General features: G+C 49.8%; 25 protein-coding genes. 14 read left to right on the forward strand and 11 right to left on the reverse strand.

The genetic code is table 11. The features are described 5' to 3' along the window. The first annotated feature begins 256 nt into the window (after nt 1-256). Nucleotides 257-1,828, forward strand: coding sequence for an N-acetylglucosamine-specific PTS transporter subunit IIBC (gene nagE / locus CAG65_RS15885; RefSeq protein WP_161454263.1), 1,572 nt, complete (start codon nt 257-259; stop codon nt 1,826-1,828). 235 nt (nt 1,829-2,063) lie between these two features. Next, on the forward strand, nt 2,064-3,734 hold the full coding sequence (gene glnS / locus CAG65_RS15890) for a glutamine--tRNA ligase (protein ID WP_161454264.1): 1,671 nt from the start codon (nt 2,064-2,066) through the stop codon (nt 3,732-3,734). Nucleotides 3,735-3,843: 109 nt separating this feature from the next. On the opposite strand, the gene fcrX is transcribed toward glnS, so the two are convergent. After that, on the reverse strand, nt 3,844-4,293 hold the full coding sequence (gene fcrX / locus CAG65_RS15895) for a ferric iron uptake transcriptional regulator FcrX (protein WP_021703799.1): 450 nt from the start codon (nt 4,291-4,293) through the stop codon (nt 3,844-3,846). A 208-nt stretch (nt 4,294-4,501) separates the two neighbouring features. On the opposite strand from fcrX, the gene CAG65_RS15900 reads away from it, so the two are divergent. After that, on the forward strand, nt 4,502-5,008 hold the full coding sequence (locus tag CAG65_RS15900) for a DUF4442 domain-containing protein (protein ID WP_161454265.1): 507 nt from the start codon (nt 4,502-4,504) through the stop codon (nt 5,006-5,008). Nucleotides 5,009-5,036: 28 nt separating this feature from the next. Here the strand turns inward: CAG65_RS15900 and smrB are convergent, their stop codons facing one another. Further along, nucleotides 5,037-5,567, reverse strand: coding sequence for an endonuclease SmrB (gene smrB, locus CAG65_RS15905; protein WP_161454266.1), 531 nt, complete (start codon nt 5,565-5,567; stop codon nt 5,037-5,039). A 62-nt stretch (nt 5,568-5,629) separates the two neighbouring features. Here smrB and prmB point away from each other — a divergent pair, with 62 nt between their 5' ends. Next, nucleotides 5,630-6,562, forward strand: coding sequence for a 50S ribosomal protein L3 N(5)-glutamine methyltransferase (gene prmB, locus CAG65_RS15910; RefSeq protein WP_161454267.1), 933 nt, complete (start codon nt 5,630-5,632; stop codon nt 6,560-6,562). A 193-nt stretch (nt 6,563-6,755) separates the two neighbouring features. Further along, a complete protein-coding gene (gene aroC, locus CAG65_RS15915) occupies nt 6,756-7,841 on the forward strand; it encodes a chorismate synthase (RefSeq protein ID WP_161454268.1) in 1,086 nt (361 codons plus the stop codon). A gap of 74 nt (nt 7,842-7,915) precedes the next feature. On the opposite strand, the gene CAG65_RS15920 is transcribed toward aroC, so the two are convergent. Then, the gene (locus tag CAG65_RS15920; RefSeq protein WP_021703804.1) at nt 7,916-9,205 is read right to left on the reverse strand and encodes a citrate synthase; all 1,290 of its coding nucleotides are present in this window, start codon (nt 9,203-9,205) and stop codon (nt 7,916-7,918) included. Between the two features lie 395 nt (nt 9,206-9,600). Here CAG65_RS15920 and sdhC point away from each other — a divergent pair, with 395 nt between their 5' ends. The 8 genes from sdhC to sucD all read left to right on the forward strand — a co-directional run bounded on the left by sdhC (nt 9,601) and on the right by sucD (nt 19,194). Further along, complete coding sequence (gene sdhC, locus CAG65_RS15925) at nt 9,601-9,993, forward strand: succinate dehydrogenase cytochrome b556 subunit (protein ID WP_021703805.1); 393 nt, start codon at nt 9,601-9,603, stop codon at nt 9,991-9,993. Next, entirely contained in the window at nt 9,987-10,334 is a 348-nt protein-coding gene (sdhD, locus tag CAG65_RS15930; protein WP_021703806.1) for a succinate dehydrogenase, hydrophobic membrane anchor protein, read from the forward strand. The genes sdhC and sdhD overlap by 7 nt, the downstream gene beginning before the upstream one ends. Beyond that, nucleotides 10,335-12,101: a succinate dehydrogenase flavoprotein subunit gene (sdhA, locus tag CAG65_RS15935; RefSeq protein WP_021703807.1), complete on the forward strand. Its 1,767-nt coding sequence runs from the start codon at nt 10,335-10,337 to the stop codon at nt 12,099-12,101. A 15-nt stretch (nt 12,102-12,116) separates the two neighbouring features. After that, nucleotides 12,117-12,827: a succinate dehydrogenase iron-sulfur subunit gene (locus tag CAG65_RS15940; protein ID WP_021703808.1), complete on the forward strand. Its 711-nt coding sequence runs from the start codon at nt 12,117-12,119 to the stop codon at nt 12,825-12,827. Between the two features lie 101 nt (nt 12,828-12,928). Further along, nucleotides 12,929-15,739, forward strand: coding sequence for a 2-oxoglutarate dehydrogenase E1 component (gene sucA, locus CAG65_RS15945; RefSeq protein WP_021703809.1), 2,811 nt, complete (start codon nt 12,929-12,931; stop codon nt 15,737-15,739). Between the two features lie 28 nt (nt 15,740-15,767). Then, nucleotides 15,768-16,979 carry a 2-oxoglutarate dehydrogenase complex dihydrolipoyllysine-residue succinyltransferase gene (gene odhB, locus CAG65_RS15950; protein ID WP_021703810.1) on the forward strand — a complete coding sequence of 404 codons (1,212 nt, stop codon included), beginning with the start codon at nt 15,768-15,770 and terminating at the stop codon, nt 16,977-16,979. Between the two features lie 176 nt (nt 16,980-17,155). Then, nucleotides 17,156-18,322, forward strand: a complete 1,167-nt coding sequence (sucC, locus tag CAG65_RS15955; protein ID WP_021703811.1) for an ADP-forming succinate--CoA ligase subunit beta — start codon at nt 17,156-17,158, stop codon at nt 18,320-18,322. Continuing rightward, complete coding sequence (gene sucD / locus CAG65_RS15960; protein ID WP_021703812.1) at nt 18,322-19,194, forward strand: succinate--CoA ligase subunit alpha; 873 nt, start codon at nt 18,322-18,324, stop codon at nt 19,192-19,194. The genes sucC and sucD overlap by 1 nt, the downstream gene beginning before the upstream one ends. Before the next feature lie 112 nt (nt 19,195-19,306). Here sucD and CAG65_RS15965 read toward each other — a convergent pair whose 3' ends face one another. After that, entirely contained in the window at nt 19,307-20,632 is a 1,326-nt protein-coding gene (locus tag CAG65_RS15965; RefSeq protein WP_161454269.1) for a Na+/H+ antiporter family protein, read from the reverse strand. 21 nt (nt 20,633-20,653) lie between these two features. Next, on the reverse strand, nt 20,654-21,313 hold the full coding sequence (rnt, locus tag CAG65_RS15970; protein WP_021703814.1) for a ribonuclease T: 660 nt from the start codon (nt 21,311-21,313) through the stop codon (nt 20,654-20,656). A gap of 173 nt (nt 21,314-21,486) precedes the next feature. On the opposite strand from rnt, the gene motY reads away from it, so the two are divergent. After that, nucleotides 21,487-22,368: a flagellar protein MotY gene (gene motY, locus CAG65_RS15975; RefSeq protein ID WP_040902252.1), complete on the forward strand. Its 882-nt coding sequence runs from the start codon at nt 21,487-21,489 to the stop codon at nt 22,366-22,368. Between the two features lie 39 nt (nt 22,369-22,407). On the opposite strand, the gene CAG65_RS15980 is transcribed toward motY, so the two are convergent. The 6 genes from CAG65_RS15980 to rsxD form a co-directional block, all read right to left on the reverse strand. Next, entirely contained in the window at nt 22,408-22,845 is a 438-nt protein-coding gene (locus tag CAG65_RS15980) for a DUF2753 family protein (protein WP_161447938.1), read from the reverse strand. Between the two features lie 96 nt (nt 22,846-22,941). After that, complete coding sequence (gene gloA, locus CAG65_RS15985) at nt 22,942-23,358, reverse strand: lactoylglutathione lyase (RefSeq protein ID WP_161447936.1); 417 nt, start codon at nt 23,356-23,358, stop codon at nt 22,942-22,944. 9 nt (nt 23,359-23,367) lie between these two features. Next, the gene (gene nth, locus CAG65_RS15990; RefSeq protein ID WP_021703818.1) at nt 23,368-24,009 is read right to left on the reverse strand and encodes an endonuclease III; all 642 of its coding nucleotides are present in this window, start codon (nt 24,007-24,009) and stop codon (nt 23,368-23,370) included. A 55-nt stretch (nt 24,010-24,064) separates the two neighbouring features. Next, the gene (locus tag CAG65_RS15995; protein ID WP_161454270.1) at nt 24,065-24,754 is read right to left on the reverse strand and encodes an electron transport complex subunit E; all 690 of its coding nucleotides are present in this window, start codon (nt 24,752-24,754) and stop codon (nt 24,065-24,067) included. Then, on the reverse strand, nt 24,747-25,382 hold the full coding sequence (gene rsxG, locus CAG65_RS16000) for an electron transport complex subunit RsxG (protein ID WP_161454271.1): 636 nt from the start codon (nt 25,380-25,382) through the stop codon (nt 24,747-24,749). The genes CAG65_RS15995 and rsxG overlap by 8 nt, the downstream gene beginning before the upstream one ends. Before the next feature lie 8 nt (nt 25,383-25,390). Beyond that, the gene (gene rsxD / locus CAG65_RS16005; RefSeq protein WP_161447932.1) at nt 25,391-26,437 is read right to left on the reverse strand and encodes an electron transport complex subunit RsxD; all 1,047 of its coding nucleotides are present in this window, start codon (nt 26,435-26,437) and stop codon (nt 25,391-25,393) included. Nucleotides 26,438-26,488: the final 51 nt, after the last annotated feature.

A 26,488-nucleotide genomic window follows, 5' to 3' on the forward strand; every position in this document is an offset into this window, starting at 1 on the left:
ACTCTGAACCACCACTTATCGTTGTCTCTGCTTTGGATATTATCGCTAAATCTGTGTTTTTTTATATTGTAAAATAAGTTTTATGATCTCGCTAGCAAAATCCCTCAGAGCGGTGTATTTCTGGTGATTATGATCACAAATGATAAGGTTTTAATTTGCGGAGCAAAATTAATGTCATAAACTGACCATGACTAAATTGAGCGACTAAAATAAGTGGCTCAGCAAAATACTAGAAATCCTATAGGGGGAACTTGAGGTGAATATTCTTGGATATGCGCAAAAGCTAGGTAAAGCTTTGATGCTGCCTATCGCAACGCTTCCCGTTGCGGCGCTACTATTACGCTTAGGTCAACCTGACCTACTTGATATCCCGTTTATGGCTCAGGCCGGTAACGCAATTTTCAGCAACCTGCCACTGCTGTTTGGCTTAGGGATCGCCATTGGTCTGTCGAAAGACGGTTCCGGTGCGGCTGGCCTGGCGGGGGCGGTTGCTTACTTCGTCTTGACCGCGACAGCATCGACAATTGACGCGAGCGTCAATATGTCGTTCTTCGGTGGTATCTTCGCCGGTATCATTGCCGGTCACTCGTACAACGCGTTCCACAATACGCGTCTGCCGGAATGGCTGGCGTTCTTTGCCGGTAAGCGTTTGGTTCCAATCATGGCAGGCCTGTTTGCACTGGTTGCGGGCGCGGTATCTGGCGTGGTTTGGCCAACGATTCAAGGTGGTCTGGATACTTTGGCACACGCGGTGTCCACCTCTGGCGCGATTGGTCAGTTTGTGTACGGCACATTAAACCGTGCGCTGATCCCTGTGGGTCTGCACCACGTGCTGAACTCATACTTCTGGTTTGGTATGGGGACTTGTCAAGAAATCGTAGTTACCGGCGCTCAAGCTGCTGGCCAGGCGCTGCCTGCGCTGCAACAGCTGTGTGTGGATCCGGCGATTGCGAAAACGCTGGTGGTTGGTCAGCCTCATACCTTCGAGTTTGTTAACTCTGTGACGCCTGAAATCACAGCGACGGTGAAAGAAGTGACTGAAACACTGAAATCTGGCGACTTGCACCGTTTCTTCGGCGGCGACAAGAGCGCGGGCGTGTTCATGAATGGCTTCTTCCCGGTAATGATGTTTGGTTTACCAGGTGCAGCACTGGCTATGTATCTGGCCGCGCCAGCTGAAAAACGCAGCCAGGTTGGTGGTGCGTTGTTCTCAGTTGCATTCTGTTCATTCCTGACCGGTATCACTGAGCCTCTGGAATTCATGTTTGTCTTCCTGGCACCAGCTCTGTATGCGATTCATGCTGTGTTCACCGGCCTGTCTCTGGTCGTGGCAAACATGTTCGGTACTCTGCACGGCTTTGGTTTCTCTGCGGGTCTGATCGACTTCATACTGAACTGGGGGCTGGCAACTAAGCCTTGGATTCTGCTGATTATCGGTCTGGGCTTTGGTGCACTGTACTTCTTTACATTCAGCTTCGCGATTCGCGCATTCAACCTGAAATCACCAGGTCGTGAAGACGATGACTCTGAAGTGGTAGCGCCTGCTGGTGACAACACCAAAGGGGACCTGGCACGCCAGTACCTGAAAGCACTGGGTGGTCACGAAAACCTGACTTCCATCGATGCGTGTATCACTCGGCTGCGTCTGACACTGAAAGACCGCTCTGTCGCTGATGAAGATGTGCTGAAAAAGTTGGGTGCCAAAGGGGTAGTGAAGCTGGGTGAAAATAACCTGCAAGTTATCCTTGGCCCACTGGCTGAGATTGTGGCCGGTGAAATGAAAGCCATCGGTGCTAATGAAGATCTGACGGACGTTAAACTGCCGTAATCAAACCGACTGTTTTTGGTGTTAAAAGCCTCCTCCGGGAGGCTTTTTTTGTGCTTACAATTTCGACGATTGCACCGTGTTGGTGCCGGAAACGCAAATATTCTCAAGAAATTGCGTGTTTATGTTGTGCTGGCAGGCAGAATTGTGGATCATTAACGGTAATTTTCTCTGCCGCGTGACCGCACGCGCAGAGCCTGTTTTTTCTGACAATACTAAAATTATTGAGGTGCTATAGATGAGTGAAGCTGAGGCTCGTCCATCGAACTTCATCCGCCAAATCATTGATAAAGATTTAGCGGATGGTACACACACAAGTGTGCATACTCGTTTCCCGCCGGAGCCAAACGGCTACCTGCACATAGGTCACGCAAAATCCATTTGCTTGAACTTTGGTATTGCTCAGGACTACCAGGGCCAGTGTAATCTGCGTTTTGATGACACGAACCCGGAAAAAGAAGACGTCGAATACGTTGAGTCAATTAAGAATGATGTACATTGGTTAGGCTTTGAATGGTCAGGTGAGGTGTGTTACTCATCAAACTACTTCGATAAGCTTTACGAGTATGCAGTGGAATTAATTAACAAAGGCTTAGCGTATGTTGAAGAGCTAAGTCCTGAGCAGATTCGTGAATACCGTGGCACACTGACCCAGCCGGGTAAACCGAGCCCGTACCGTGACCGCAGCGTAGAAGAAAACCTGGCGTTGTTTGAAAAAATGCGTGACGGTGGCTTTGAAGAAGGTACGGCGTGTCTGCGTGCCAAGATCGACCTGTCATCGTCGTTTATGGTCATGCGTGATCCGGTGCTGTACCGTGTCCGTTTTGCTCATCACCACCAAACCGGTGACAAGTGGTGCATCTACCCGATGTATGACTTCACTCACTGTATCTCGGATGCACTGGAAGGCATTACGCATTCTATCTGTACGCTGGAGTTCCAGGACAACCGCCGTCTCTACGATTGGGTACTGGAAAACATCACGATTGATTGCCGTCCGCGTCAGTACGAGTTCAGCCGTCTGAATCTTGAGTACACAGTGATGTCAAAGCGTAAACTCAACCAGTTGGTGACCGAGAAATTGGTTGATGGCTGGGACGATCCTCGTATGCCAACCATTTCAGGCTTGCGTCGTCGTGGTTTCACGCCAGAGTCGATTCGTGAATTCTGTAAGCGTATTGGTGTGACCAAACAGGACAATATGATCGAAATGGGCTCTTTGGAGTCGTGCATTCGTGATGATCTGAACGAGAACGCGCCACGTGCAATGGCTGTGCTGGATCCGGTAAAAGTTGTGATTGAGAACTTTGATGAAGGCAAAGTGGAAAATCTGACGGTCGCCAACCACCCGAACAAACCCGAAATGGGGGAGCGGGAAGTGCCGTTCAGCCGTGAAATCTGGATTGAACGTGAAGATTTCCGCGAAGAAGCGAATAAGAAATACAAGCGTCTGGTACTGGGGAAAGAAGTGCGCTTGCGCGGTGCGTATGTGATCAAAGCCGAACGTGTCGAGAAAGACGCAGAAGGCAACATCACAACGATCTTCTGTACTTATGATGCAGATACGCTTGGCAAGAACCCAGCGGACGGTCGCAAGGTGAAAGGCGTGATTCACTGGGTGTCTGCAGATAAAGCGTTGCCGGCAGAAATTCGCCTGTACGATCGTCTGTTCACTGTGCCGAACCCGGCGTCCGCGGATAACTTCGCTGAGACGATCAACCCTGACTCACTGATTAAGGTGAACGGGTACGTTGAACCAAGTCTGGCGTCCGCGGAAGCTGAAAAAGGCTATCAGTTCGAACGGATGGGCTACTTCTGTGTCGATGCAAAAGAGTCGAAAGCTGCTGCGTTGGTGTTTAACCGTACCGTTGGACTGCGTGATACCTGGGCGAAAATTGAGAACCAGTAATCACGAGTGATGAAGAGAAAAAGCCGGCAATCGCCGGCTTTTTTATATTGGGTTGATCTTTTCAGAGCCAAAAAAACCAGTCGTTAAGGACTGGCTTTTTAAATTTCGATTACTTTTTTGGCTTGTGGGCGTCCGGGTTGTCTTTGCAAGCCCCGTCGGCACATTTACCGTACAAGTACAGACTGTGATTGGTCAGAATGACGTTGTATTGCTCAGCAATTTCTTTCTGACGTTGTTCAATCAGGTCATCTGAGAATTCGATCACTTCGCCACAGTCGAGACAAACCAGGTGATCATGGTGGTGCTGAGTCGACAGTTCAAAAACGGATTTGCCGCCTTCAAAGTGGTGACGGGTAACAATACCTGCATCATCAAATTGGTTAAGGACACGGTATACGGTAGCCAAGCCAATTTCTTCACCTAAGTCGATCAGCTTCTTGTAAAGCTCTTCTGCACTGATGTGCTGACATTCTGGCTGCTGTAATACTTCTAAAATTTTCAGTCGCGGAAGGGTAACTTTTAGACCAGCATCCTTTAACGCTTGGTTGTTATCTGACATATACTTTCCTGTTGATGATCTGCAGCAATTAACAGAATTCAATATTATTAGCATTATAGGGTAGTAGCCCTAAACAATAAACCACGAACTTCAAAGGGTTACTAGGAAAATTTTGTAAAGGCGTGTAATGTCACTGATAATGCTGATCTGACCAGTTACAATTGTGTAACATGTTAGCGAAACACAGTTCAGTATCAGGGATAAGAGCATGAACAAATCACTGGCAAGAATTTATAAGCCGGGCCTGGTCAAATTTGCCCTCAATGTCTGGCCACCTTTCTGGGGTTCCGGGATCCGGATTTTGTCCATCAGCGACGATTTTCGTCAAGTCAGCATGAAACTCAAGTTACGCTGGTGGAACAAAAATGCCAATCGTACCCAGTATGGCGGCAGTATTTTTTCACTGACTGATCCGGTTTATTCATTGATGTTGATGGGTATTCTTGGAGAGCAGTATTATGTGTGGGACAAAGATGCCAGCATCAATTTCATCAAGCCGGGCCAGTCTGATCTGTACGCAGAATTCACTGTGACAGAAGCGAAACTGAACGAGATTCTTCAGCAGACGGCGTACGGCGAGAAAAGCTTTCCGGAGTTCATTATCCACGTTAAAGATCGGCAGGGGCAGGTAGTCGCGGAAGTGCAGCGTCGTCTTTATGTGAGAAAGAAACCGCAATACCGCGAAGTGGATACCGAGCAACCATTAACCGAGTAACACGCAGGCAGTGCATCCGCACTGCCGACTATTTTTCAGGGATGGACAACAGGATCAGCAGTGCACCGTCACCACCAAATTCCAGTGGTGCCTGATGAAAGGCCATGATGTCGGAATGCTGGGCAAGCCACAACGGGGTTTTTTGTTTCAGGACATGTTTGCCTATCCCGTGCTGGACGCAAGCACAGTGCACTTCATTTTTTACGCAATACGCGATCATCGCACCAAGTTCACGTTTTGCTTCTGCCTGCGTCATGCCATGCATATCGAGAAACACATCCGGTACGTACACACCACGTCTTAGCCGCTTAACCTCATACTGAGAAACATCATCTCGGGCGTAGCGGGTCGGACCGTCTTCGCTGAGCAAAGGGACAAACTCGTCTGAGAAGTAGAATTCTGTATCGCTGGCTTCACGGCTAAAGCGGGTAATTTGTTTTTGCTTAGCGTTTCTGTTTGGCTGCTGGATTATGGTATCCTGACGCAACTTTTTTACGCCCTGTACTGCGTCCCGAAAAAGGGCGAAATCGTCGTCGATATCGGTGTCTTTTTTGCTCATCTGGGTTCAAAACGATTGATCAATTGCAATTGGCAGTATTGTAGCGCTTTTCGGAGGCAATTTTGGATAAGATTTTTGTAGAAGAAGCCGTATCTGAGCTTCATACCCTTCAAGATATGATTCGTTGGACAGTCAGCCGCTTTAATGCCGCTAATCTGTTTTACGGTCATGGTACGGATAATGCCTGGGATGAAGCAGTGCAGTTGATTCTGCCTACCCTGTATTTGCCTATTGATGTACCGCCACATGTCCTGAATTCTCGTCTGACCAGCAGCGAACGTTTGCGTGTAGTGGAACGTGTTGTCAAGCGAATTAATGAACGCACGCCGACCGCATACCTGACCAATAAAGCCTGGTTCTGTGGCCTGGAGTTTTTCGTCGATGAACGAGTACTGGTGCCGCGTTCACCGATTGGTGAATTGATTCAGAATCAGTTCCAGCCTTGGTTAATTGAAGAACCACTGCGGGTCATGGACTTGTGTACCGGTAGTGGTTGTATTGCGATCGCGTGTGCACACGCTTTCCCGGAAGCCGAAGTGGATGCGATTGATATCTCAGTGGATGCGTTGCAGGTGGCAGAGCAGAACATTCAGGACCACGGCATGGAACAACAGGTCTTCCCGATTCGTTCGGACCTGTTCAGGGACTTGCCAAAAGAACGTTACAATCTGATCGTTTCTAATCCCCCTTATGTGGATGAAGAGGACATGAACAGCCTGCCGGATGAGTTTACCCATGAGCCGGAACTGGGTCTGGCAGCGGGCACCGACGGTCTGAAACTGGTACGCCGTATCCTGGCTAACGCACCGGATTACCTGACCGATGACGGTATTTTGATCTGTGAAGTGGGCAATTCTATGATCCATATGATGGAGCAGTACGCTCACATCCCGTTCACCTGGATTGAATTTGAAAACGGCGGTCATGGGGTCTTCATGCTGACCCGACAACAATTGCTCGATTGTGCGAGTGACTTCTCTTTGTACAAAGACTGATTCGCGAATGAAACTGAAAACGCCGGGGTAATGACTCCGGCGTTTTTTTATTCGTTCAATAAATTCGAAATAGTTGCCGGAGAGGGGTTTACATCAAAACGTAATAAAGACACTATGAAATCACGAACAACAGACAGTAAACCTGGTGGTTGCTGCAAAATCAGGCGGCAATGGCCAGATACATGAGGAAGTAATGGCAGGAAACAGTATCGGACAACATTTCCGGGTAACTACGTTCGGAGAGAGTCACGGTATCGCACTGGGATGTATCGTCGATGGGTGCCCACCGGGGCTGGAAATCAGTGAAGCCGACATTCAGATCGACCTGGATCGCCGTCGTCCTGGCACGTCACGTTATACGACTCAGCGTCGTGAACCGGACGAAGTCAAAATTCTTTCTGGCGTGTTTGAAGGGCAAACGACCGGAACGTCCATTGGCCTGTTGATTGAAAACACCGATCAACGCTCGAAAGATTATTCGGACATTAAAGATAAATTCCGTCCGGGTCACGCAGATTATACCTACCACCAAAAGTATGGTATTCGTGATTATCGCGGAGGCGGCCGTTCGTCTGCGCGTGAAACTGCCATGCGTGTTGCGGCAGGTGCAATTGCGAAAAAATACCTAAAACAGACCTTTGGTGTAGAAATTCGCGCCTACCTGTCACAAATGGGGGATGTCTCTATCGACAAAGTCGATTGGGATGAAATTGAGAACAATGCCTTTTTCTGTCCGGATGTGAATAAGGTGGATGCGTTTGATCAGTTGATCCGCGATCTGAAAAAGCAGGGTGATTCGATTGGCGCTAAGATTCAGGTTGTTGCCACGCAGGTGCCTGTCGGCTTAGGTGAACCGGTGTTTGATCGTCTTGATGCGGACATCGCGCATGCGCTAATGAGCATCAACGCTGTCAAAGGGGTTGAGATTGGCGATGGTTTTGACGTGGTGAGTCAGAAAGGCAGTCAACACCGTGACAGCCTGACACCTCAAGGATTTACCAGTAACCACGCCGGTGGGATTCTGGGTGGAATCTCTACAGGACAGGACATCGTCGCCAACATTGCGCTGAAGCCAACTTCCAGCATTACCGTACCCGGTGAAACCATTACGCGAAGCGGGGAAAGTACCGAACTGATCACCAAAGGGCGTCATGATCCGTGTGTGGGTATCCGAGCAGTGCCCATCGCTGAGGCTATGCTGGCGATTGTTCTGATGGATCATTTACTGCGTCATCGTGGCCAGAATCTGGGCGTCAACACCGAGACCCCAATGATTTAACCGCCCCGGGCCGGTCAAAAACAGCAAATGAAAAGAGCGAGTAAATACTCGCTCTTTTTGTGTTGGCTTGACGATTATTCGCGTTCGTACAACGGTTTGAAATCACGCAGTTTCTGGCCAGTGTACAACTGACGCGGGCGACCAATACGGTTGTGCGGATCACTGTGCATTTCATTCCAGTGAGCAATCCAACCAATGGTCCGTGACATCGCGAAGATCACGGTAAACATTGAGATTGGAATACCAATCGCTTTCAGAATAAGACCAGAGTAGAAGTCGACATTCGGGTACAGCTTCTTCTCGACAAAGTATTCGTCTGACAGCGCGATGCGCTCCAGCTCCATTGCCACATCAAGCAGCGGATCGCTGATGTTCAGCTCTTTCAACACGTCGTGACAGGCTTCACGCATAACTGTCGCACGTGGGTCATAGTTCTTGTAAACACGGTGACCAAAGCCCATCAAACGGAAAGGATCGTCTTTGTCTTTCGCTTTCTCAATGTATTCTGGGATGTTGTCGACGCTACCGATCTCTTCCAGCATACGCAGACATGCTTCGTTTGCACCGCCATGAGCAGGCCCCCACAGAGATGCGATGCCCGCAGCGATACACGCAAATGGGTTAGCACCTGATGAACCCGCCAAACGTACGGTTGACGTGGAGGCATTCTGTTCATGATCCGCGTGCAGGGTAAAGATTTTATCCATTGCACGAGCAACCACAGGGTTTACTTCGTACTCCTCACATGGGTTGGCGAACATCATGTGCAGGAAGTTTTCCGCGTAGCTCAAATCGTTACGTGGGTAGATAAATGGCTGACCGATGGAGTATTTGTAACACATCGCAGCCAGAGTCGGCATTTTAGACAACAAACGATAAGCCGCGATTTCACGGTGTTCATCATTATTAATGTCTAAAGAGTCATGGTAGAAGGCGGCCAAAGCTCCAACCACACCACACATAACGGCCATAGGGTGAGCATCGCGACGGAAACCGTGGAAGAAACTCGCAATTTGCTCATGGACCATAGTGTGACGCGTTACTGTTGTTTTGAACGCTTCGTATTGCTCACGTGTAGGGGCTTCACCATAAAGAAGGATATAACATACTTCTAAGTAATCAGCGTTATTGGCTAATTGATCGATTGGGTAACCGCGGTGTAGCAGCACACCTTTTGCGCCATCGATGTAAGTGATTTGAGATTCACAGGATGCAGTGGCAAGAAAACCAGGGTCAAAAGTAAAGTAACCATTTGAGCCTAGAGTACGAACGTCGATTACCTGAGGACCAAGAGTCCCGTCCATAATCGGCAGTTCGATTGGCGCTTTCCCCTCAATATGAAGGGTCGCTTTCTTATCTGCCATAACAATCTCCTTTGTTTATTATTTAATCCGTCCAGGATGTTTGTGTGTCATTTTTGTACGTGTGTTCGTTAACAAAGTCAATTTTTCTCCTCCGACTTGTGCACTTGTTATGATTTTTTATAGGTCCATAGTTAAAAATCTGTTCTGTGTAGCAAAAATTGTTACATCAATTGTATTAGAATGTTGCCAGCCGTAAGATGGCGCAGTAAATTTTGGGGAAAACCTTATAAATTCAAGGCTCGAAACAAGAGTGAGGTGACGTTTCTAGTCTTGTTGTTAACAAAAGTTTTACATTTTAATCCTTGTTTGCTACGAGAATTTGTTAAACAGATGTTAACTTTTGTGGGTTTGAAGCCAAATTTTCGTTCATAACTATAAATGCTCAATGGAGCTGAGTGAGCAAGCCCGTGAAAGAAAGAAAGTCAAGACCTGTTAATTTAGATTTGCAGACCATTCGCTTTCCGATCACAGCAATCGCTTCCATCCTGCATCGTGTGTCCGGGGTGATTACGTTTGTTGCTATCGGAATTTTGCTTTGGTTATTATCCATTTCCTTGTCCTCCCCAGTTGGCTTTATGCAAGCCAGCGATATCGTCGGTGGTTTCTTCGTTAAGTTTATCCTCTGGGGTATTCTGACCGCACTGGCTTATCACATTGCCGGTGGTATTCGTCACTTGCTGATGGATCTCGGATATTTCGAAGAACTTGAATCTGGTGCCATGAGCGCCAAAGTCGCATTCGGCGCCACTGCCGTGTTGTCTCTTCTGGCGGGGGTACTGGTATGGTAAAACATGTTTCTTCATTTGGTCGTAATGGCGTGCACGATTATCTGCTAATCCGTGCAACTGCAATCATTATGACGCTATACACTATTTACCTAGTAAGCTTCATTGCTTTCTCTGGTGATATCTCTTACGTATCTTGGACCCAATTCTTTGGTGGCACGTTTACGAAAACGTTCACCATGCTTGCTTTGGTTTCTATCCTGATTCACGCGTGGATCGGGTTATGGCAAGTACTGACAGACTACATCAAGCCGACGGCACTGCGTGCTGGATTGCAGCTTGGTGTGATTGCCGTGCTGTTAGGATATTTCTTCTCTGGTCTGTTTATTTTGTGGGGTGCGTAAGTGACTATTCCAGTTCGTGAATTTGATGCCGTTGTAATCGGCGCTGGTGGTGCAGGTATGCGTGCTGCACTGCAAATTTCTGAGCAGGGCCTGACTTGTGCACTGCTGTCCAAAGTGTTCCCGACTCGCTCCCACACAGTGTCTGCGCAAGGTGGTATCACGGTTGCTCTGGGCAACTCGCATAAAGATAACTGGCAGTGGCACATGTACGACACGGTTAAAGGTTCTGATTACATCGGTGATCAGAACGCCATCGAATACATGTGTAAAAACGGCCCTGAGTCGGTAATTGAGCTCGAAAAAATGGGTTTGCCGTTTTCGCGTTTTGACAATGGTAGCATCTATCAGCGTCCTTTCGGCGGTCAGTCGAAAGAGTTTGGTGGTGAACAGGCAGCTCGTACTGCGGCTGCGGCGGACCGTACTGGTCATGCGTTGCTGCACACGCTTTACCAACAAAACGTCAAACACAAAACCACAATTTTTTCTGAGTGGTATGCATTGGATCTGGTGAAGAACCAGGACGGTGCCGTGATGGGTTGTACTGCGCTTTGCATGGAAACCGGTGAAATCTGTTACTTCAAGTCGAAAGCGACGGTATTGGCAACCGGTGGTGCAGGCCGTATTTACGCCTCGACCACTAATGCCCACATCAATACCGGTGATGGTGTTGGTATGGCATTGCGCGCGGGCGTACCAATGCAAGACATGGAAATGTGGCAGTTCCACCCAACGGGCATTGCCGGAGCTGGGGTTCTGGTTACGGAAGGGTGTCGTGGTGAAGGTGGTTACCTGCTGAACAAAGACGGTGAGCGTTTCATGGAACGTTACGCACCTAACGCCAAAGACCTGGCTGGTCGTGACGTGGTGGCGCGTTCTATGATGATTGAAATCCGTGAAGGTCGTGGCTGCGATGGCCCATGGGGTCCACACATTAAGCTGAAATTGGATCACTTGGGTAAAGATGTCCTAGAGTCGCGTCTTCCAGGCATCTGTGAGTTATCTCGGACCTTTGCACACGTGGATCCTGTGAAGGAGCCGATTCCGGTTATTCCAACCTGTCACTACATGATGGGCGGTGTACCCACTCAGGTCTCTGGTCAGGCGATTAAGCAAACCACATCCGGTCAGGATGTCGAAGTACAAGGCCTGTATGCCTGTGGTGAGATTGCTTCTGTGTCAGTACACGGCGCCAACCGTCTGGGCGGCAACTCGCTGCTCGACTTAGTGGTGTTTGGCCGTGCAACCGGTCTGCACCTGGGTGAAACGCTGGCGGCGCAAGCCGAAGCGCGTCCGGCGACGGAGTCGGATATCGAAGCCTCTCTGGCTCGTACCATGCGCTGGGAAAACAGCACAGGTGGTGAAGATCCGGTTGAAATCCGCAAAGATCTGCAACGCTGCATGCAAAACAGCTTCTCGGTTTTCCGTGAAGGTGATGCTATGGCAACTGGTCTGGAAGAGTTGAGAGTGATCCGTGAGCGTCTGAAAAACGCACACCTGGCGGACAAATCTCAGGAGTTCAATACCCAGCGCGTTGAGTGTCTGGAACTGGACAACCTGATGGAAACCGCTTTCTCGACGGCGGTTGCGGCAAACTATCGTACCGAGAGCCGCGGTGCACACGCACGTTTTGACTACCCAGAGCGTGATGATGAAAATTGGCTGTGCCACTCTATCTACAACCCGGAAACGGAATCGATGAACAAGCGTGATGTGAACATGACGCCAGTGCATCGTGAAGCTTTCCCGCCGAAAGTACGTACTTACTAAGGGAGGTACTGAACAATGAAACTGAACTTCTCTTTGTATCGTTACAATCCGGATGTGGATAACAAACCTTACATGAAAGACTACACCCTAGAAGTGGACGAAGGGTCGGACATGATGGTGTTGGATGCGCTTATTTCGTTGAAAGAGCAGGATCCTAGCATTGCATTCCGTCGTTCTTGCCGTGAAGGGGTATGTGGTTCTGACGGGCTAAACATGAATGGCAAAAATGGCCTGGCTTGTATCACGCCTCTGTCGGCGCTGAAAGGCGACAAGATTGTGATTCGTCCTCTGCCTGGATTGCCTGTGGTTCGTGATCTGATCGTTGACATGACGCAGTTCTACGATAACTATGCGAAAGTTAAACCTTTCTTGATTGATGATGGCGCATTACCGCCATCAAGAGAGAACTTGCAATCTCCAGAAGAACGTGCGCATTTGGATGGTTTGTATGAATGTATTATGTGTGCGTGTTGTACGACATCCTGCCCATCGTTCTGGTGGAATCCGGACAAGTTCATCGGCCCAGCAGGACTTCTGGCAGCGTATCGCTGGTTGATTGACAGCCGTGATACTGCAACAGACGAACGTTTGTCTGATCTTGATGATGCTTTCAGCGTTTTTCGTTGCCACGGCATCATGAACTGTGTCAGTGTTTGTCCTAAGGGACTGAACCCGACGAAAGCCATTGGTCATATTAAGACCATGTTGGTGAACCGCTCGGTGTAAAGTAACAACAAAATTGCCGGCTCTGCCTCTGGGTGGAAGCCGGCCTTTAATAGCTCGGCGTAGACCGAAGCAAACGTGAAAACTACTGGTTAAGGGAAAATATGCAAAACGGCGTGATGAAGGCATGGCTCGAGTCTTCACACTTGGCTGGCGCCAATGCAACTTATGTAGAAGAACTCTACGAACTGTATCTAAGTGATCCCGATCTGGTAAGTGAGGAGTGGAAACGTGTTTTTGACGGCTTACCTGTAAACTCGAAAGAGACAACAGAACAACCGCATTCACGTGTCCGTGACTACTTCCGACGACTCGCTCAAGAGACAAAGCATTACAGTGTCCAAGTTAGTGATCCTGATGTCGATGCAAAGCAAGTAAAAGTACTTCAGCTTATCAATGCGTACCGCTTTCGCGGTCACGAAGCAGCTGAATTAGACCCTCTGGGAATCTGGAAACGTCCTCCTGTGGCTGAACTCGATCCAGCATTCCACAATCTCACCGAAGACGATTACGAAGAAACTTTCAACGTAGGTTCTTTTGCCATCGGGCAAGACACTATGCGACTGAAAGACATTCATTCTGCTCTTCAGAAAATCTACTGCGGCTCCGTTGGTGCAGAATACATGCACATTACCGACACCGAACAGAAGCGCTGGATTCAGCAGCGTCTGGAACCGGTTGTGGGTCAGCCGTCGTTTGATAATGATCACAAGCGTACTTTCCTTGAAGAGCTGACTGCGGCGGAAGGTCTGGAACGTTACCTCGGGGCCAAATTCCCTGGTGCAAAACGTTTCTCACTGGAAGGCGGTGATGCTCTTATCCCAATGACCAAAGAACTGATTCGTCACGCTGGCAACACGGGCATGCGCGAAGTCGTGATTGGTATGGCGCACCGTGGTCGTCTGAACATGCTGGTGAACGTACTGGGTAAACGTCCGCAGGATCTGTTTGACGAATTTGCCGGCAAACACGATGAAACCTGGGGAACGGGTGATGTGAAGTACCATCAGGGCTTCTCAGCAGACTTCGCTACCCCTGGCGGTAATGTGCACTTGGCACTGGCGTTTAACCCGTCGCACCTCGAGATCGTTAACCCGGTGGTGATCGGTTCAGTACGAGCCCGTCAAGATCGCTTGGGCGATAAAGACGGCAGTCGTGTACTGCCTATCACGATTCACGGTGATTCTGCGATTGCTGGTCAGGGTGTGGTGGCAGAGACGTTCAATATGTCTCAGGCTCGTGGTTTCCAGGTAGGCGGTACCGTGCGTATTGTGGTTAATAACCAGGTTGGTTTTACCACCTCCAATCCTCGTGATACCCGCTCAACCATGTACTGTACTGACATCGCGAAGATGGTTCAGGCGCCGATTTTCCATGTGAACTCAGATGATCCAGAAGCGGTCGCGTTTGTGACGCGTCTGGCGCTGGATTACCGCAACGAATTCAAGCGTGATGTGGTTATTGACCTAGTGTGTTACCGCCGTCATGGTCACAACGAAGCGGACGAGCCGAACGCGACTCAGCCGTTGATGTACCAGAAAATCAAAAAACACCCGACGCCGCGTAAATTGTATGCCGACATTTTGATTGACCGCAATGAGTGTGACATCGAAACCGCGACGCAACTGGTGAACGAATATCGCGACGCTCTGGACCACGGTGAAGTGGTGGTGAAAGAGTGGCGTCCGATGACGATGCATTCAGTCGACTGGTCTCCGTATCTGGGCCACGATTGGGACGAAGCATGGGCGAATCAGTTTGATCGCCAGCGTTTGCTGGAACTGGGTCAGCGTATTTGCCAATATCCGGAAAGTCATAAGCTGCAAAGTCGCGTGAATAAGCTGTACAACGATCGTAAAGCGATGCTGACGGGTGAGAAACTGTTTGACTGGGGTATGGCTGAGACATTGGCTTACGCCACGCTGGTTGATGAAGGCAAACGCATCCGTATTTCTGGTCAGGATTCAGGCCGTGGTACTTTCTTCCACCGCCATGCGGTACTGCATAACCAGGGCGACGCCAGCACTTACATGCCTCTGGCAAATATTCACGACAAACAGGGGCCATTCCAGGTATTTGACTCTGTTTTGTCAGAAGAAGCAGTATTGGCATTCGAATACGGCTATGCCACGGCCGAGCCGGGTGGTCTGACCCTGTGGGAAGCGCAGTTTGGTGATTTCGCTAACGGTGCTCAAGTGGTTATCGACCAGTTCATTTCCTCCGGTGAGCAAAAATGGGCACGTTTGTGTGGTTTGACGATGCTGTTACCACATGGCTACGAAGGTCAAGGACCAGAGCACTCCTCTGCACGTCTTGAACGTTACCTTCAGTTGTGTGCGGAGCAAAACATGCAGGTGGTGGTTCCGTCGACACCAGCTCAGGTTTACCACATGATTCGTCGTCAGGTTGTGCGTCCAATGCGTCGTCCTCTGATCGTGATGTCTCCGAAGTCACTGCTGCGTCATCCATTGTGTACCTCAACACTGGAAGATTTGGCAGAAGGAACATTCCAGCCAGCGATCCCTGAAGTGGACAACCTGGACCCGACAAAAGTGAAACGCGTCGTATTTTGTGCAGGTAAGGTGTACTACGATCTGTTGGAGCAACGTCGCGCCAACGAACAGGAAGATGTCGCAATTGTTCGTATCGAACAGCTGTATCCTTTCCCGTTGGACGATGTGAAAGCAGCAATTGCACAGTACACCAATGCGGTTGACTACGTTTGGTGTCAGGAAGAGCCACAAAACCAAGGCGCCTGGTACTCGAGTCAACATAACTTCCGAGCGGCGATTCCTGCCGGTGCGGATCTTAAATACGCGGGCCGCCCAGCCTCTGCTTCACCAGCAGTAGGTTATATGTCGGTACACTTGAAACAACAAAAAGCGTTGGTCGAAGACGCTCTGACCCTAGCTTAAGAACTAGAAGTAAAAGGAAGACACAGATATGACAGTTGAAATTCTGGTTCCAGATTTACCTGAATCAGTTGCCGACGCAACCGTAGCTACTTGGCACAAACAACCAGGTGAAGCGGTCGCTCGTGATGAAGTAATCGTCGATATTGAAACCGACAAAGTTGTCCTGGAAGTTCCTGCACCTGAAGATGGTGTCCTGGAAGCGATTGTTGAAGCAGAAGGCGCTACCGTTCTGTCTAAACAACTGCTGGCTAAGTTGAAGCCAGGCGCGGTTGCGGGTGAACCTACAGCGGACACCACCGCAGAGTCAGAATCCTCGCCAGATAAACGTCACAAAGCTGCGCTGACCGAAGAGAGCAACGATGCGTTGAGTCCTGCGGTACGCCGCCTGCTGGCAGAGCATAATCTGGACGCATCGCAAGTGAAAGGCACTGGTGTAGGTGGTCGTATCACGCGCGAAGACATCGATGCTTACCTTAAGAGCGCTCAATCAGGAGCGAAACAGGAAGCAGACAAAGGCGACATTCAGGTTCCAGCTGCTGCGCGCACTGAAAAACGTGTGCCGATGACTCGTCTGCGCAAGACGGTAGCCAACCGTCTGCTGGAAGCGAAAAACAGCACCGCGATGCTGACCACGTTTAACGAAGTCAACATGAAACCTATCATGGATCTGCGTAAGCAATACAAAGATCAGTTCGAAGAGCGCCACGGTATTCGTCTGGGCTTCATGTCTTTCTACGTGAAAGCGGTAACCGAAGCACTGAAACGTTACCCTGAAGTCAACGCATCCATTGATGGTGATGACATTGTTTATCACAACTACTTTGACATCAGCATGGCGGTTTCCACACCACGTGGTCTGGTGACGCCGGTACTGAAAGATTGCGATACGCTGGGTTTTGCTGAGATCGAAAAAGGCATCAAAGAGCTGGCTGTGAAGGGCCGTGATGGCAAGCTGACGGTTGATGAGCTGATGGGCGGTAACTTCACCATCACCAACGGCGGTGTGTTTGGTTCCCTGATGTCGACGCCAATCATCAACCCGCCACAGTCTGCGATTCTGGGTATGCACAAGATCCAGGAGCGTCCAATGGCGGTGAACGGTCAGGTTGAAATCCTACCGATGATGTACCTGGCGCTATCCTATGACCACCGTTTGATCGATGGTCGTGAATCCGTGGGCTTCCTGGTGACTATCAAGGAACTGCTGGAAGATCCAACACGTCTGCTTCTGGACGTTTAAGGCGGAATTCAGGTGCCGGTTTTCCGGCACCTTTTCCACTGGAATGCTCAACTCCAGTGTGTTGCTGTTATCAGTGACAGCTTTTTAGAAGCACCCTACATACGTTTGGCGAAGCGCTTGCTTACGCCTTATGGAAATAATAAATCCCACAAGGGATAAACAAACGGAATAACACAATGAATTTGCATGAATACCAAGCCAAACAGCTGTTTGCAGAATTCGGTTTGCCTGTGCCGGAAGGCTACGCATGTGATACGCCACAAGAAGCTTTTGAAGCCGCTGGCCGTATTACGACGGAGAAGAAAGTCGTTAAATGTCAGGTTCACGCTGGTGGACGTGGTAAAGCGGGCGGTGTTGAACTGCACGATACCAAAGATGGCGTGAAAGAGTTTGCGCAAAAGTGGTTGGGCAAAAACCTGGTTACTTACCAAACAGACGCGAATGGTCAGCCAGTCACTAAAATCCTGGTAGAAGAAGCATCAAACATTGCCAATGAACTGTATCTGGGTGCGGTCGTTGACCGTGCTAGCCGTAAGATCGTTTTCATGGCTTCTACTGAAGGCGGTGTGGAAATCGAGAAAGTGGCGGAAGAAACGCCGGAGCTTATCCACAAAGCAGCCATCGACCCACTCGTAGGCCCTCAAGCTTACCAAGGCCGTGAACTTGCGTTCAAACTGGGTCTTGTAGGCGATCAAATCAAACAATTCGTTAAGATCTTTATGGGTCTTGGCACTATGTTCGCTCAGTACGATCTGGCTCTGCTGGAGATCAACCCGCTGGTAGTGACTGGCGAAGGCAACCTGCTGTGTCTTGACGGTAAGATCAACATCGATTCAAACGCACTTTACCGTCAGCCTAAGCTACGTGAAATGCACGATCCATCGCAAGAAGATGAGCGTGAAGCGCACGCAGCTCAGTGGGAACTGAACTACGTAGCACTAGACGGTAACGTTGGCTGTATGGTTAACGGTGCTGGCCTGGCAATGGGTACGATGGATATCGTCAACCTACACGGCGGCAAACCAGCTAACTTCCTCGATGTCGGTGGCGGTGCAACGAAAGAACGTGTGGCTGAAGCATTCAAGATCATCCTATCTGATGACAACGTGAAAGCAGTACTGGTAAACATCTTTGGCGGTATCGTACGTTGTGACATGATCGCAGAAGGGATTATTGGTGCGGTTAAAGAGGTAGGTGTAAACGTACCAGTTGTTGTTCGTCTAGAAGGTACTAATGCAGACCTAGGTCGCGAAGTTCTTGCTAATTCTGATGTTGATATCATTGCTGCTGAGTCGCTAACAGATGCTGCTCAGAAAGTTGTTGCTGCTGCGGAGGCTAAATAATGTCTGTATTAATTAACAAAGACACTAAAGTAATCTGTCAGGGTTTCACTGGTGGTCAAGGTACGTTCCACTCAGAGCAAGCTATCGCATACGGTACGCAAATGGTTGGTGGTGTGTCTCCAGGTAAAGGTGGCCAAACTCACTTAGGCCTACCTGTATTCAACACAGTTCGTGAAGCAGTTGAAGCAACTGGCGCAACAGCGACCGTCATCTACGTACCAGCACCTTTCTGTAAAGATGCTATCCTGGAAGCGATTGACGCAGGTATCGAGCTAATCGTAACCATCACGGAAGGTATCCCTACAACAGATATGATCGACGTAAAAGTGAAGCTAGAAGAAACTGGCGTTCGCATGATCGGTCCTAACTGTCCGGGTGTTATCACTCCTGATGAGTGTAAGATCGGTATCATGCCTGGTCACATCCACAAGAAAGGTAAAGTAGGTATCGTATCTCGCAGCGGTACACTTACTTACGAAGCAGTTAAGCAAACTACAGACGAAGGCTTCGGTCAGTCTACGTGTGTTGGTATCGGTGGTGACCCAATCCCAGGTTCAAACTTCATCGACATCCTGAAACTGTTCCAGGAAGACCCAGAAACTGAAGCGATCGTCATGATCGGTGAAATCGGTGGCACAGCAGAAGAAGAAGCGGCAGCGTTCATCAAAGAGCACGTGACTAAACCAGTTGTGTCTTATATCGCTGGTGTTACTGCGCCTCCTGGTAAGCGTATGGGCCACGCAGGTGCGATTATCTCTGGTGGTAAAGGGACTGCTGAAGACAAATTCGCGGCACTGGAAGCGGCTGGCGTTAAGACAGTAAAATCTCTGGCAGAGATTGGTAAAGGTCTGCGCGAAGTTACCGGTTGGTAATTTGCCCTTCGATAAAGAATACCTAGCCCGGCGAATTGCCGGGCTTTTTTTGTCGGATGCAAAAATAAAAAACCGGCCTTAGTGGCCGGTTTTTCCATCAGCGCAGTGCTGGTTACAGCACCATCGCGGCTATCCATCCGAAGATAATGAGCGGGATGTTGTAGTGAATAAATGTCGGCACTACGGTTTCCCAAATATGTTCATGTTGTCCATCAGCATTGAGACCTGAAGTCGGGCCCAAAGTGGAGTCAGAGGCCGGAGAGCCTGCATCACCCAGTGCTGCTGCAGTACCTACCAGCGCGATGGTCGCCATAGGTGAGAATCCAAAAGCGATCGCCAGAGGCACATAAATGGTGGCAATGATTGGTATGGTCGAGAAAGATGAACCGATACCCATGGTGACAAGAAGGCCCACGACCAGCATCAGTAATGCCGCCAACGGTTTATTATCACCAATGCCGCCAGACAGCGCTTGTACCAGAGATTCGACGCCGCCGGTCTGTTTCATGACTGCCGCGAAACCTGCGGCGGAAATCATGATGAAACCGATCATCGCCATCATATGCACGCCTTTAGTAAAGACATCATGAGTCTCTTTCCAGGCAATGACACCGCCGAAAGTGAACACCATGAATCCCGCCAGAGCGCCGATGATCATCGAGCCGGTGGTCAGTTGGACGGCCAGTGCTGCCACAATGCCCAGTGCCGCGATCAGGATGTGCTTTTTATTGATGTGGCTTGGCTCTGGGTCAACATGCGTCAGCGTGGTTTCTTTGTATTCGCGTGGCTTACGGTAGCTGAAGAAAATTGCGACCAGTAAGCCAAAAATCATTCCGGCGCCCGGCAGCAGCATGGCGGTCGGAACCTGGCTGGCGGTGACGTCTGCCAGGCCATTGTCACGGAGACTCTTGAGCAAAATGTTGTTAAGGAAAATCCCACCAAAGCCAACGGGAAGGACCATGTAAGGAGTGATCAGACCAAAGGTCAGTACGCAGGCAACCAAACGGCGGTCCAGCTTGAGTTTGGCAAACACGCCCAGCAGTGGTGGAATCAGAATAGGAATAAAGGCAATGTGGACCGGAATAACGTTTTGTGATGACATGGTGACCAGCACCAGGGCCACCAAAACGGCGTATTTCAGACCGGTCGTGGCGGCGCCACTTTCTTTGCCGTGGATGCGTTTGATTACGCTTTGAGCCAGCAAGTCAGTAATGCCGGATTTCGAAATCGCAACCGCAAAGGTTCCCAGCATGGCGTAGCTTAACGCGATGGTGGCACCACCGCCCAGACCGCTTTCAAACGCAGCCACCGAATCGTTAAGGCTCATGCCGGAAACCAGGCCGCCGACAATGGCACTGAATGTGAGGGCGACCACCACATTCACCCGCATCAGTGCCAGCAACAGCATGATACATACAGAAATGACAACAGGATTCATAGTAATCTCGATAGGTTGTGTTTACTTATTATCGTTATTAGGTTCGTCAACGAGCGGCCAGCCACCGAGGGCTTTCCACTTATTCACGATGCCACAAAACAACTCAGCGGTCTTTTGAGTATCGTACAACGCTGAGTGAGCTTCTTTATTATCAAACTCCATCCCCGCTGCTTTACAGGCTTTGGCCAGAACGGTCTGACCGTACGCCAGGCCGCTTAAGGCGGCAGTATCAAACGTGGCAAAAGGATGGAATGGAACGCGTTTGAGTTTGCTGCGTTCACTGGCTGCCATCACAAAGCTGTGATCAAAGTTTGCGTTGTGTGCCACCATGATTGCGCGGCTACAGTTCGCGTCCTTCTGTTCTTTGCGAACCTGTTTATAGATCTCTTTGAGTGCTTCCGCTTCACTAACCGCGCCACGCAGTGGACTGAACGGGTCGCGAATACCGTTAAACTCAAGAGCCTCTTTTTCCAGATTAGCACCTTCAAAAGGTTCGACGTGAAAATGAATGGTTGACGCTGGATGGAGATCGCCATGCTCGTCCATTTTTAAGGTAACGGCACATATCTCAAGCAGAGCATCAGTTTGGGCATTAAACCCGGCGGTTTCGACATCGATAACGACCGGAAAATAGCCACGAAAACGTTTTTTTAGCGTCAATGCTTCATTTTGTTCAGTCATGGGAGTCCAGGATTGTGTGACAGGGCTGGCATTATTACAGATAATCCACATGATAAAAACCAGCGCACGGCAGAAAACACCAAACTAATTGGCGCAGATTTTGCAGATTCATTTCAGACAAGATGTAAGCGGCAAGCCTTCGCCGCCCGTATATGGAAGAGAAGATCGAGAACATGAATAAATGGCTATTGAGTGCGATATCGGCGGTATTGCTCGTAACGACGTCCAGCGTCAATGCGCAGGAGAAACGTTATGTCGCCACACCACAGCAGTCGAGCTGGAAAATGCTGGTGAATACGCCTCTGGAATGCCGTTTGGTACATCATATTCCCAACTATGGTGACGCTCAGTTTTCTTCCCGTGCGAGTAAAAAAATTAACCTCGATTTCGAACTGAAAATGCGACGTCCGATGGGCGATACGCGTAATGTCAGCCTGGTGTCGATGCCGCCGGCCTGGCGCCCTGGAGAAGGGGCGGAGCGGATCACTACCATTCAATTTTTTAAACAATTTGACGGATACATCGGTGGTCAGACCGCTTGGGGAATATTGGGTGAACTGGAACAAGGCCGCTACCCGACATTCAGTTACCAGGATTGGCAAAGCCGGGATCAGCGAATTGAAGTGGCGTTATCCTCGGTGTTGTTTCAGCAGCAGTACAACGTTTTTAGTGACTGCATTGCCAATCTGCTGCCCTACAGCTTTGAAGACATCGCTTTCACTATCTTGCATTACGATCGCTCAAGTGTGCAACTGAACAAAGCGTCGCAGAAACGTTTGGCTCAGATTGCCGAGTACATTCGCTACAATCAGGATATCGATTTGGTGCTAGTCTCGACCTATACCGATTCTGTTGATGGCAAGAGTGCCAGTCAGGCTCTATCCGAAAAGCGTGCAGAAGTGCTGCGGGATTACTTTAAGTCGATTGGCCTGCCAGAAGACCGGATTCAGGTACAAGGGTATGGCAAGCGCCGTCCGATCGCAGACAATGCTTCGCCGATTGGGAAAGACAAAAACCGTCGGGTGGTTATTTCTCTTGGCCGCACTCAGGTGTAATGTGGCGACATAAACAGGTGGGGGAGCAGACCCACCTGTTTAATTGAGTTTAAAACGGGCTATCTGGTTGCAATTGGTGACCGAGTCAATGTCTTTTACCTGATGGGCAATCCGCGGATCCGGATGGCGTTTCATGAACTCAATCAACGCTTTTTTACAGCAACCTAAAGAATCAATGAAGGCTTCGCAATTGGGGTTGTGGCATTGCGGCACCAACATCAGTACTTTCTCCGATGCCAGTTGCAGGTATTTCACTTCATAATGGTCGTCACCAATGGAGCGCCAAAATTGCGCCAGATTGTGACAGGAGATCACCGAAATCATTAGCCGTTCTTCCAGATCGATCTCTTCCTGTAAAGACAAGTGTTCACTCAGTGCCAATGCCTGTTGATAATGCAAAATACTGCGTAAGTGGTCCTGCTCACTCATCGCGGTATCGGCCAATAAGGTATGCTGTTCCCAATCGTGTATGCTCATCATTTTCTCCCATAGCATCAAACTAAATGTTAAATGATAATCATTATCATGTAAACGAAAAAATAAAAGCGGTGACAGCACCGCTTTTCATGTGGTTTAACCTTCCAGGCCAGCGGATGCTTGTTTGTTCTGAATCAGCTCAATCATGTACCCGTCGGGGTCTTTCACAAACGCGATATGTGTGGTTCCGCCTTTTACCGGGCCAGGCTCGCGGGTTACGTTACCACCGGCAGCTTTGATTGTGTCGCACGTGGTGTAGATGTCATCGACACCAATCGCTATGTGACCGAATGCATTGCCCATGTCGTACTCTGAGGTGCCCCAGTTGTAAGTCAGTTCAATCACTGCGCCCTGAGACTCGTCACCATAACCCAGAAACGCCAGAGTGTATTCATACTCTTTGTTTTCGTTGGTACGCAGTAACTGCATACCCATAACTTCAGTGTAAAACTGAATCGATTTGTCCAGATCACCCACGCGCAGCATGGTGTGAAGAATGCGACCGTTTGCCATAATTTGCTCCTAGCTTTCCGGATATACTTTGTCTTTAAATTCGCACAAGTCTTCGATAATGCAGCTTCCACAGCGTGGCTTGCGTGCCACACAGGTATAGCGACCGTGCAAGATGAGCCAGTGGTGCACATCCAGCTTAAACTCTTTAGGCACCACTTTCAGTAATTTCTGTTCAACCTCGTCAACGTTTTTCCCCATCGCAAATTTGGTGCGGTTTGACACGCGGTAGATGTGGGTGTCAACGGCAATCGTCGGCCAGCCAAACGCGGTGTTGAGCACAACGTTGGCGGTTTTGCGTCCCACGCCAGGCAGCGCTTCCAGGGCTGCCCGATCCTCTGGCACTTCGCCATGGTGTTTATCGAGCAGAATTCGGCAGGTTTTGATGACGTTTTCCGCCTTGGAATTAAACAAGCCGATGGTCTTGATGTACTCTTTCACGCCATCCACGCCAAGGTCAAACATCGTCTGGGGTGTATTCGCGACCGGGTAGAGTTTGTCGGTGGCTTTATTAACACTGACGTCCGTGGCCTGAGCGGATAATAACACCGCGATTAGCAGTTCGAACGGGCTACTCCAGTTCAGCTCTGTCTGCGGGTTAGGGTTGTTTTCCCGTAATCGCTCCAGGATCTGTATGCGTTTTTCTTTGTTCATTTTAAGGCTGCTTCCAATGGATAAACACCAGACGCTGGCCTGGTGTTTTATTGTTTTAATTCGTGACGCGGACGCGTTCTATCGCAGGCTTTTCCTGCTTAGGCTGTCGGGCGGCTAACTGTTTGTCGATGATGTTTTTCAGTGCGATAAGAAAGCCGACGCCAATAAATGCGCCTGGTGGCAGCAGCGCGAGCAGGAAGCTGCTGTCGACGTGGAAGACTTCGATACGCAACACTTTTGCCCACTCTCCAAGCAGCAGATCTGCGCCGTCAAACAGGGTGCCGTTGCCGATAATTTCGCGCAGCGCACCCAACACCACCAGCACGGAAGTCATGCCAACTCCCATCCAGAAACCATCCTGAGCCGCTGGAAGGACGTCATTTTTGGACGCAAACGCTTCGGCGCGACCGATAATGATGCAGTTGGTCACGATCAGAGGAATAAAGATACCCAGTGACAAATATAAGCCGTAGGCGTAAGCGTTCATCAGCAGTTGAACACAGGTGACCAACGACGCAATGATCATTACGAACACCGGTATACGGACCTCTTTAGGGACGTGGTGGCGAACCAAAGAAACCGTCACATTCGAGCCGACCAACACCAGCAGCGTTGCAATGCCCAGTCCGAGTGCATTCGTGATGGTCGACGAAACCGCCAGCAACGGACACAGACCAAGCAGTTGCACCAGGGCCGGGTTGTTGTCCCACATACCATTCTTGATCAGCGTTTTATGTTCACTCATCGTTGCCTCCACAGGTCAGGGGTTGTGCGAGGATCGCATCCTGATTTTGTGCGATGAAGATGGCGGTTTTCTTAACGGCTTTGACCACGGCACGCGGAGTGATCGTCGCGCCGGTAAACTGGTCAAATTGTCCGCCATCTTTACGCACCTTCCAACTGGCTTCGTTTTGCGGGGTAACCTGTTTCCCGGTAAAACTGGTGATCCAGTCGGATATTCTGAGATCAATTTTGTCACCCAGCCCCGGCGTTTCTTGATGCGCCAGCACCCGAGTGCCAGTGATGGTGCCATCGTGCCTAATACCGACGATCAGTTTGATGGCACCGTTGTAGCCGTCTGGCGCGATGGTTTCAATCGCCATTGCACTAGGCTCACCGGCAAGCCGCGCAATATACACCGGCATGGCTTCAGTTGTACCAAGCGCCGGGTCGCGCACCAGAGTACAGGAACGGTACAAGTCGTTGTCGTGCAGCGATGTGGGTACCACTTGATTGAGTACCGACAACAGCTGTGCTTGTTCCTGAACTTCAATTCTGTCTTTAGTCAGATATTGGGTCAATGCTACCAACCCGGTCGACAAGCAGGCAAAGACGGCGAGTGTCAGGCCATTATTACGAATTGCAGTTAACATAACACTCCTTAATGCCCATATGTTCGAGGCTTGGTGTAGTAATCGATCAGCGGTACACACATATTAGCCAGCAAAACAGCAAACGCCACGCCATCCGGGAAACCTCCCCAACTGCGAATGATCACCATCAGCGCGCCGATAAACGCCCCATAAATCAGTCGGCCTTTCATCGTGGTGGACGCCGACACCGGATCAGTGGCAATAAAGAATGCCCCTAGCATGGTCGCGCCCGACAGCAAATGGATGAGTGGCGAGGCTGTTTCACCCGGGGTTACAATCATCAACAAGCCACTGGTGAATAGCAGGCCACACAAGACGCTGACCGGAATATGCCAGTTGATCACTCGTAGCTTTATCAGTGCCAATCCACCTGCAAGATAAGCCAGATTAACCCATTCCCAGCCGACGCCCGCCAGTCCGCCAAACTGAGGTTGCTGCATGGCTTCGAAAGGTGTTTTTCCTGTGGTGAGAGCGGTTTTGAATGCGTCCAGTGGCGTTGCCATAGTGACGCCATCGATGCCGGCTCGGACCTGCTGCAGGGATAACCCCTCAATATTGAAACCGGTAAAGATCAAATGCAGTGCGTCGCCGAACGTCAGAGGCGTCTCCTGCAAGGTGGCTGGCGAAAGCCAACTGGTCATCTGAACTGGGAAGGATATCAGTAGTACCACGTAGGCTACCATGGCAGGATTAAAGGGGTTCTGACCGATACCGCCGTACAGCTGTTTGGCGATCACTATCGCGAAAATCAGACCAATAGTAACAATCCACCACGGCGACAGTGGCGGAATTGCGACGGCCAGTAACCAAGCGGTGACTAGTGCGCTATTGTCGCGCAGCGCTGACATTGGTGGTCGCTTGCGCAGCAACATGATCATTGCTTCTAAACTCAGGGCGATGACAATGGCAAGAATCAACTGGATGAGAGTCCCCCAACCAAAGAAGTACGTTTGAGCGACCAGACCGGGCAGTGCACAGACGGCAACCCACTTCATTAAGTCTGGGGTACTTCGACGGCTGTGTGCGTGGGGAGAGCTGGCTATGAAGAACGACACTACTCTTTCTCCTCAGAATCTTGTGCTGGTTTGGCTTGTTGTTCTTGGGCG

Origin of the sequence: Vibrio sp. V39_P1S14PM300 (assembly GCF_009904765.1) — a bacterium.
In the GTDB taxonomy this organism is placed as follows: Bacteria; Pseudomonadota; Gammaproteobacteria; order Enterobacterales; family Vibrionaceae; genus Vibrio; species Vibrio proteolyticus.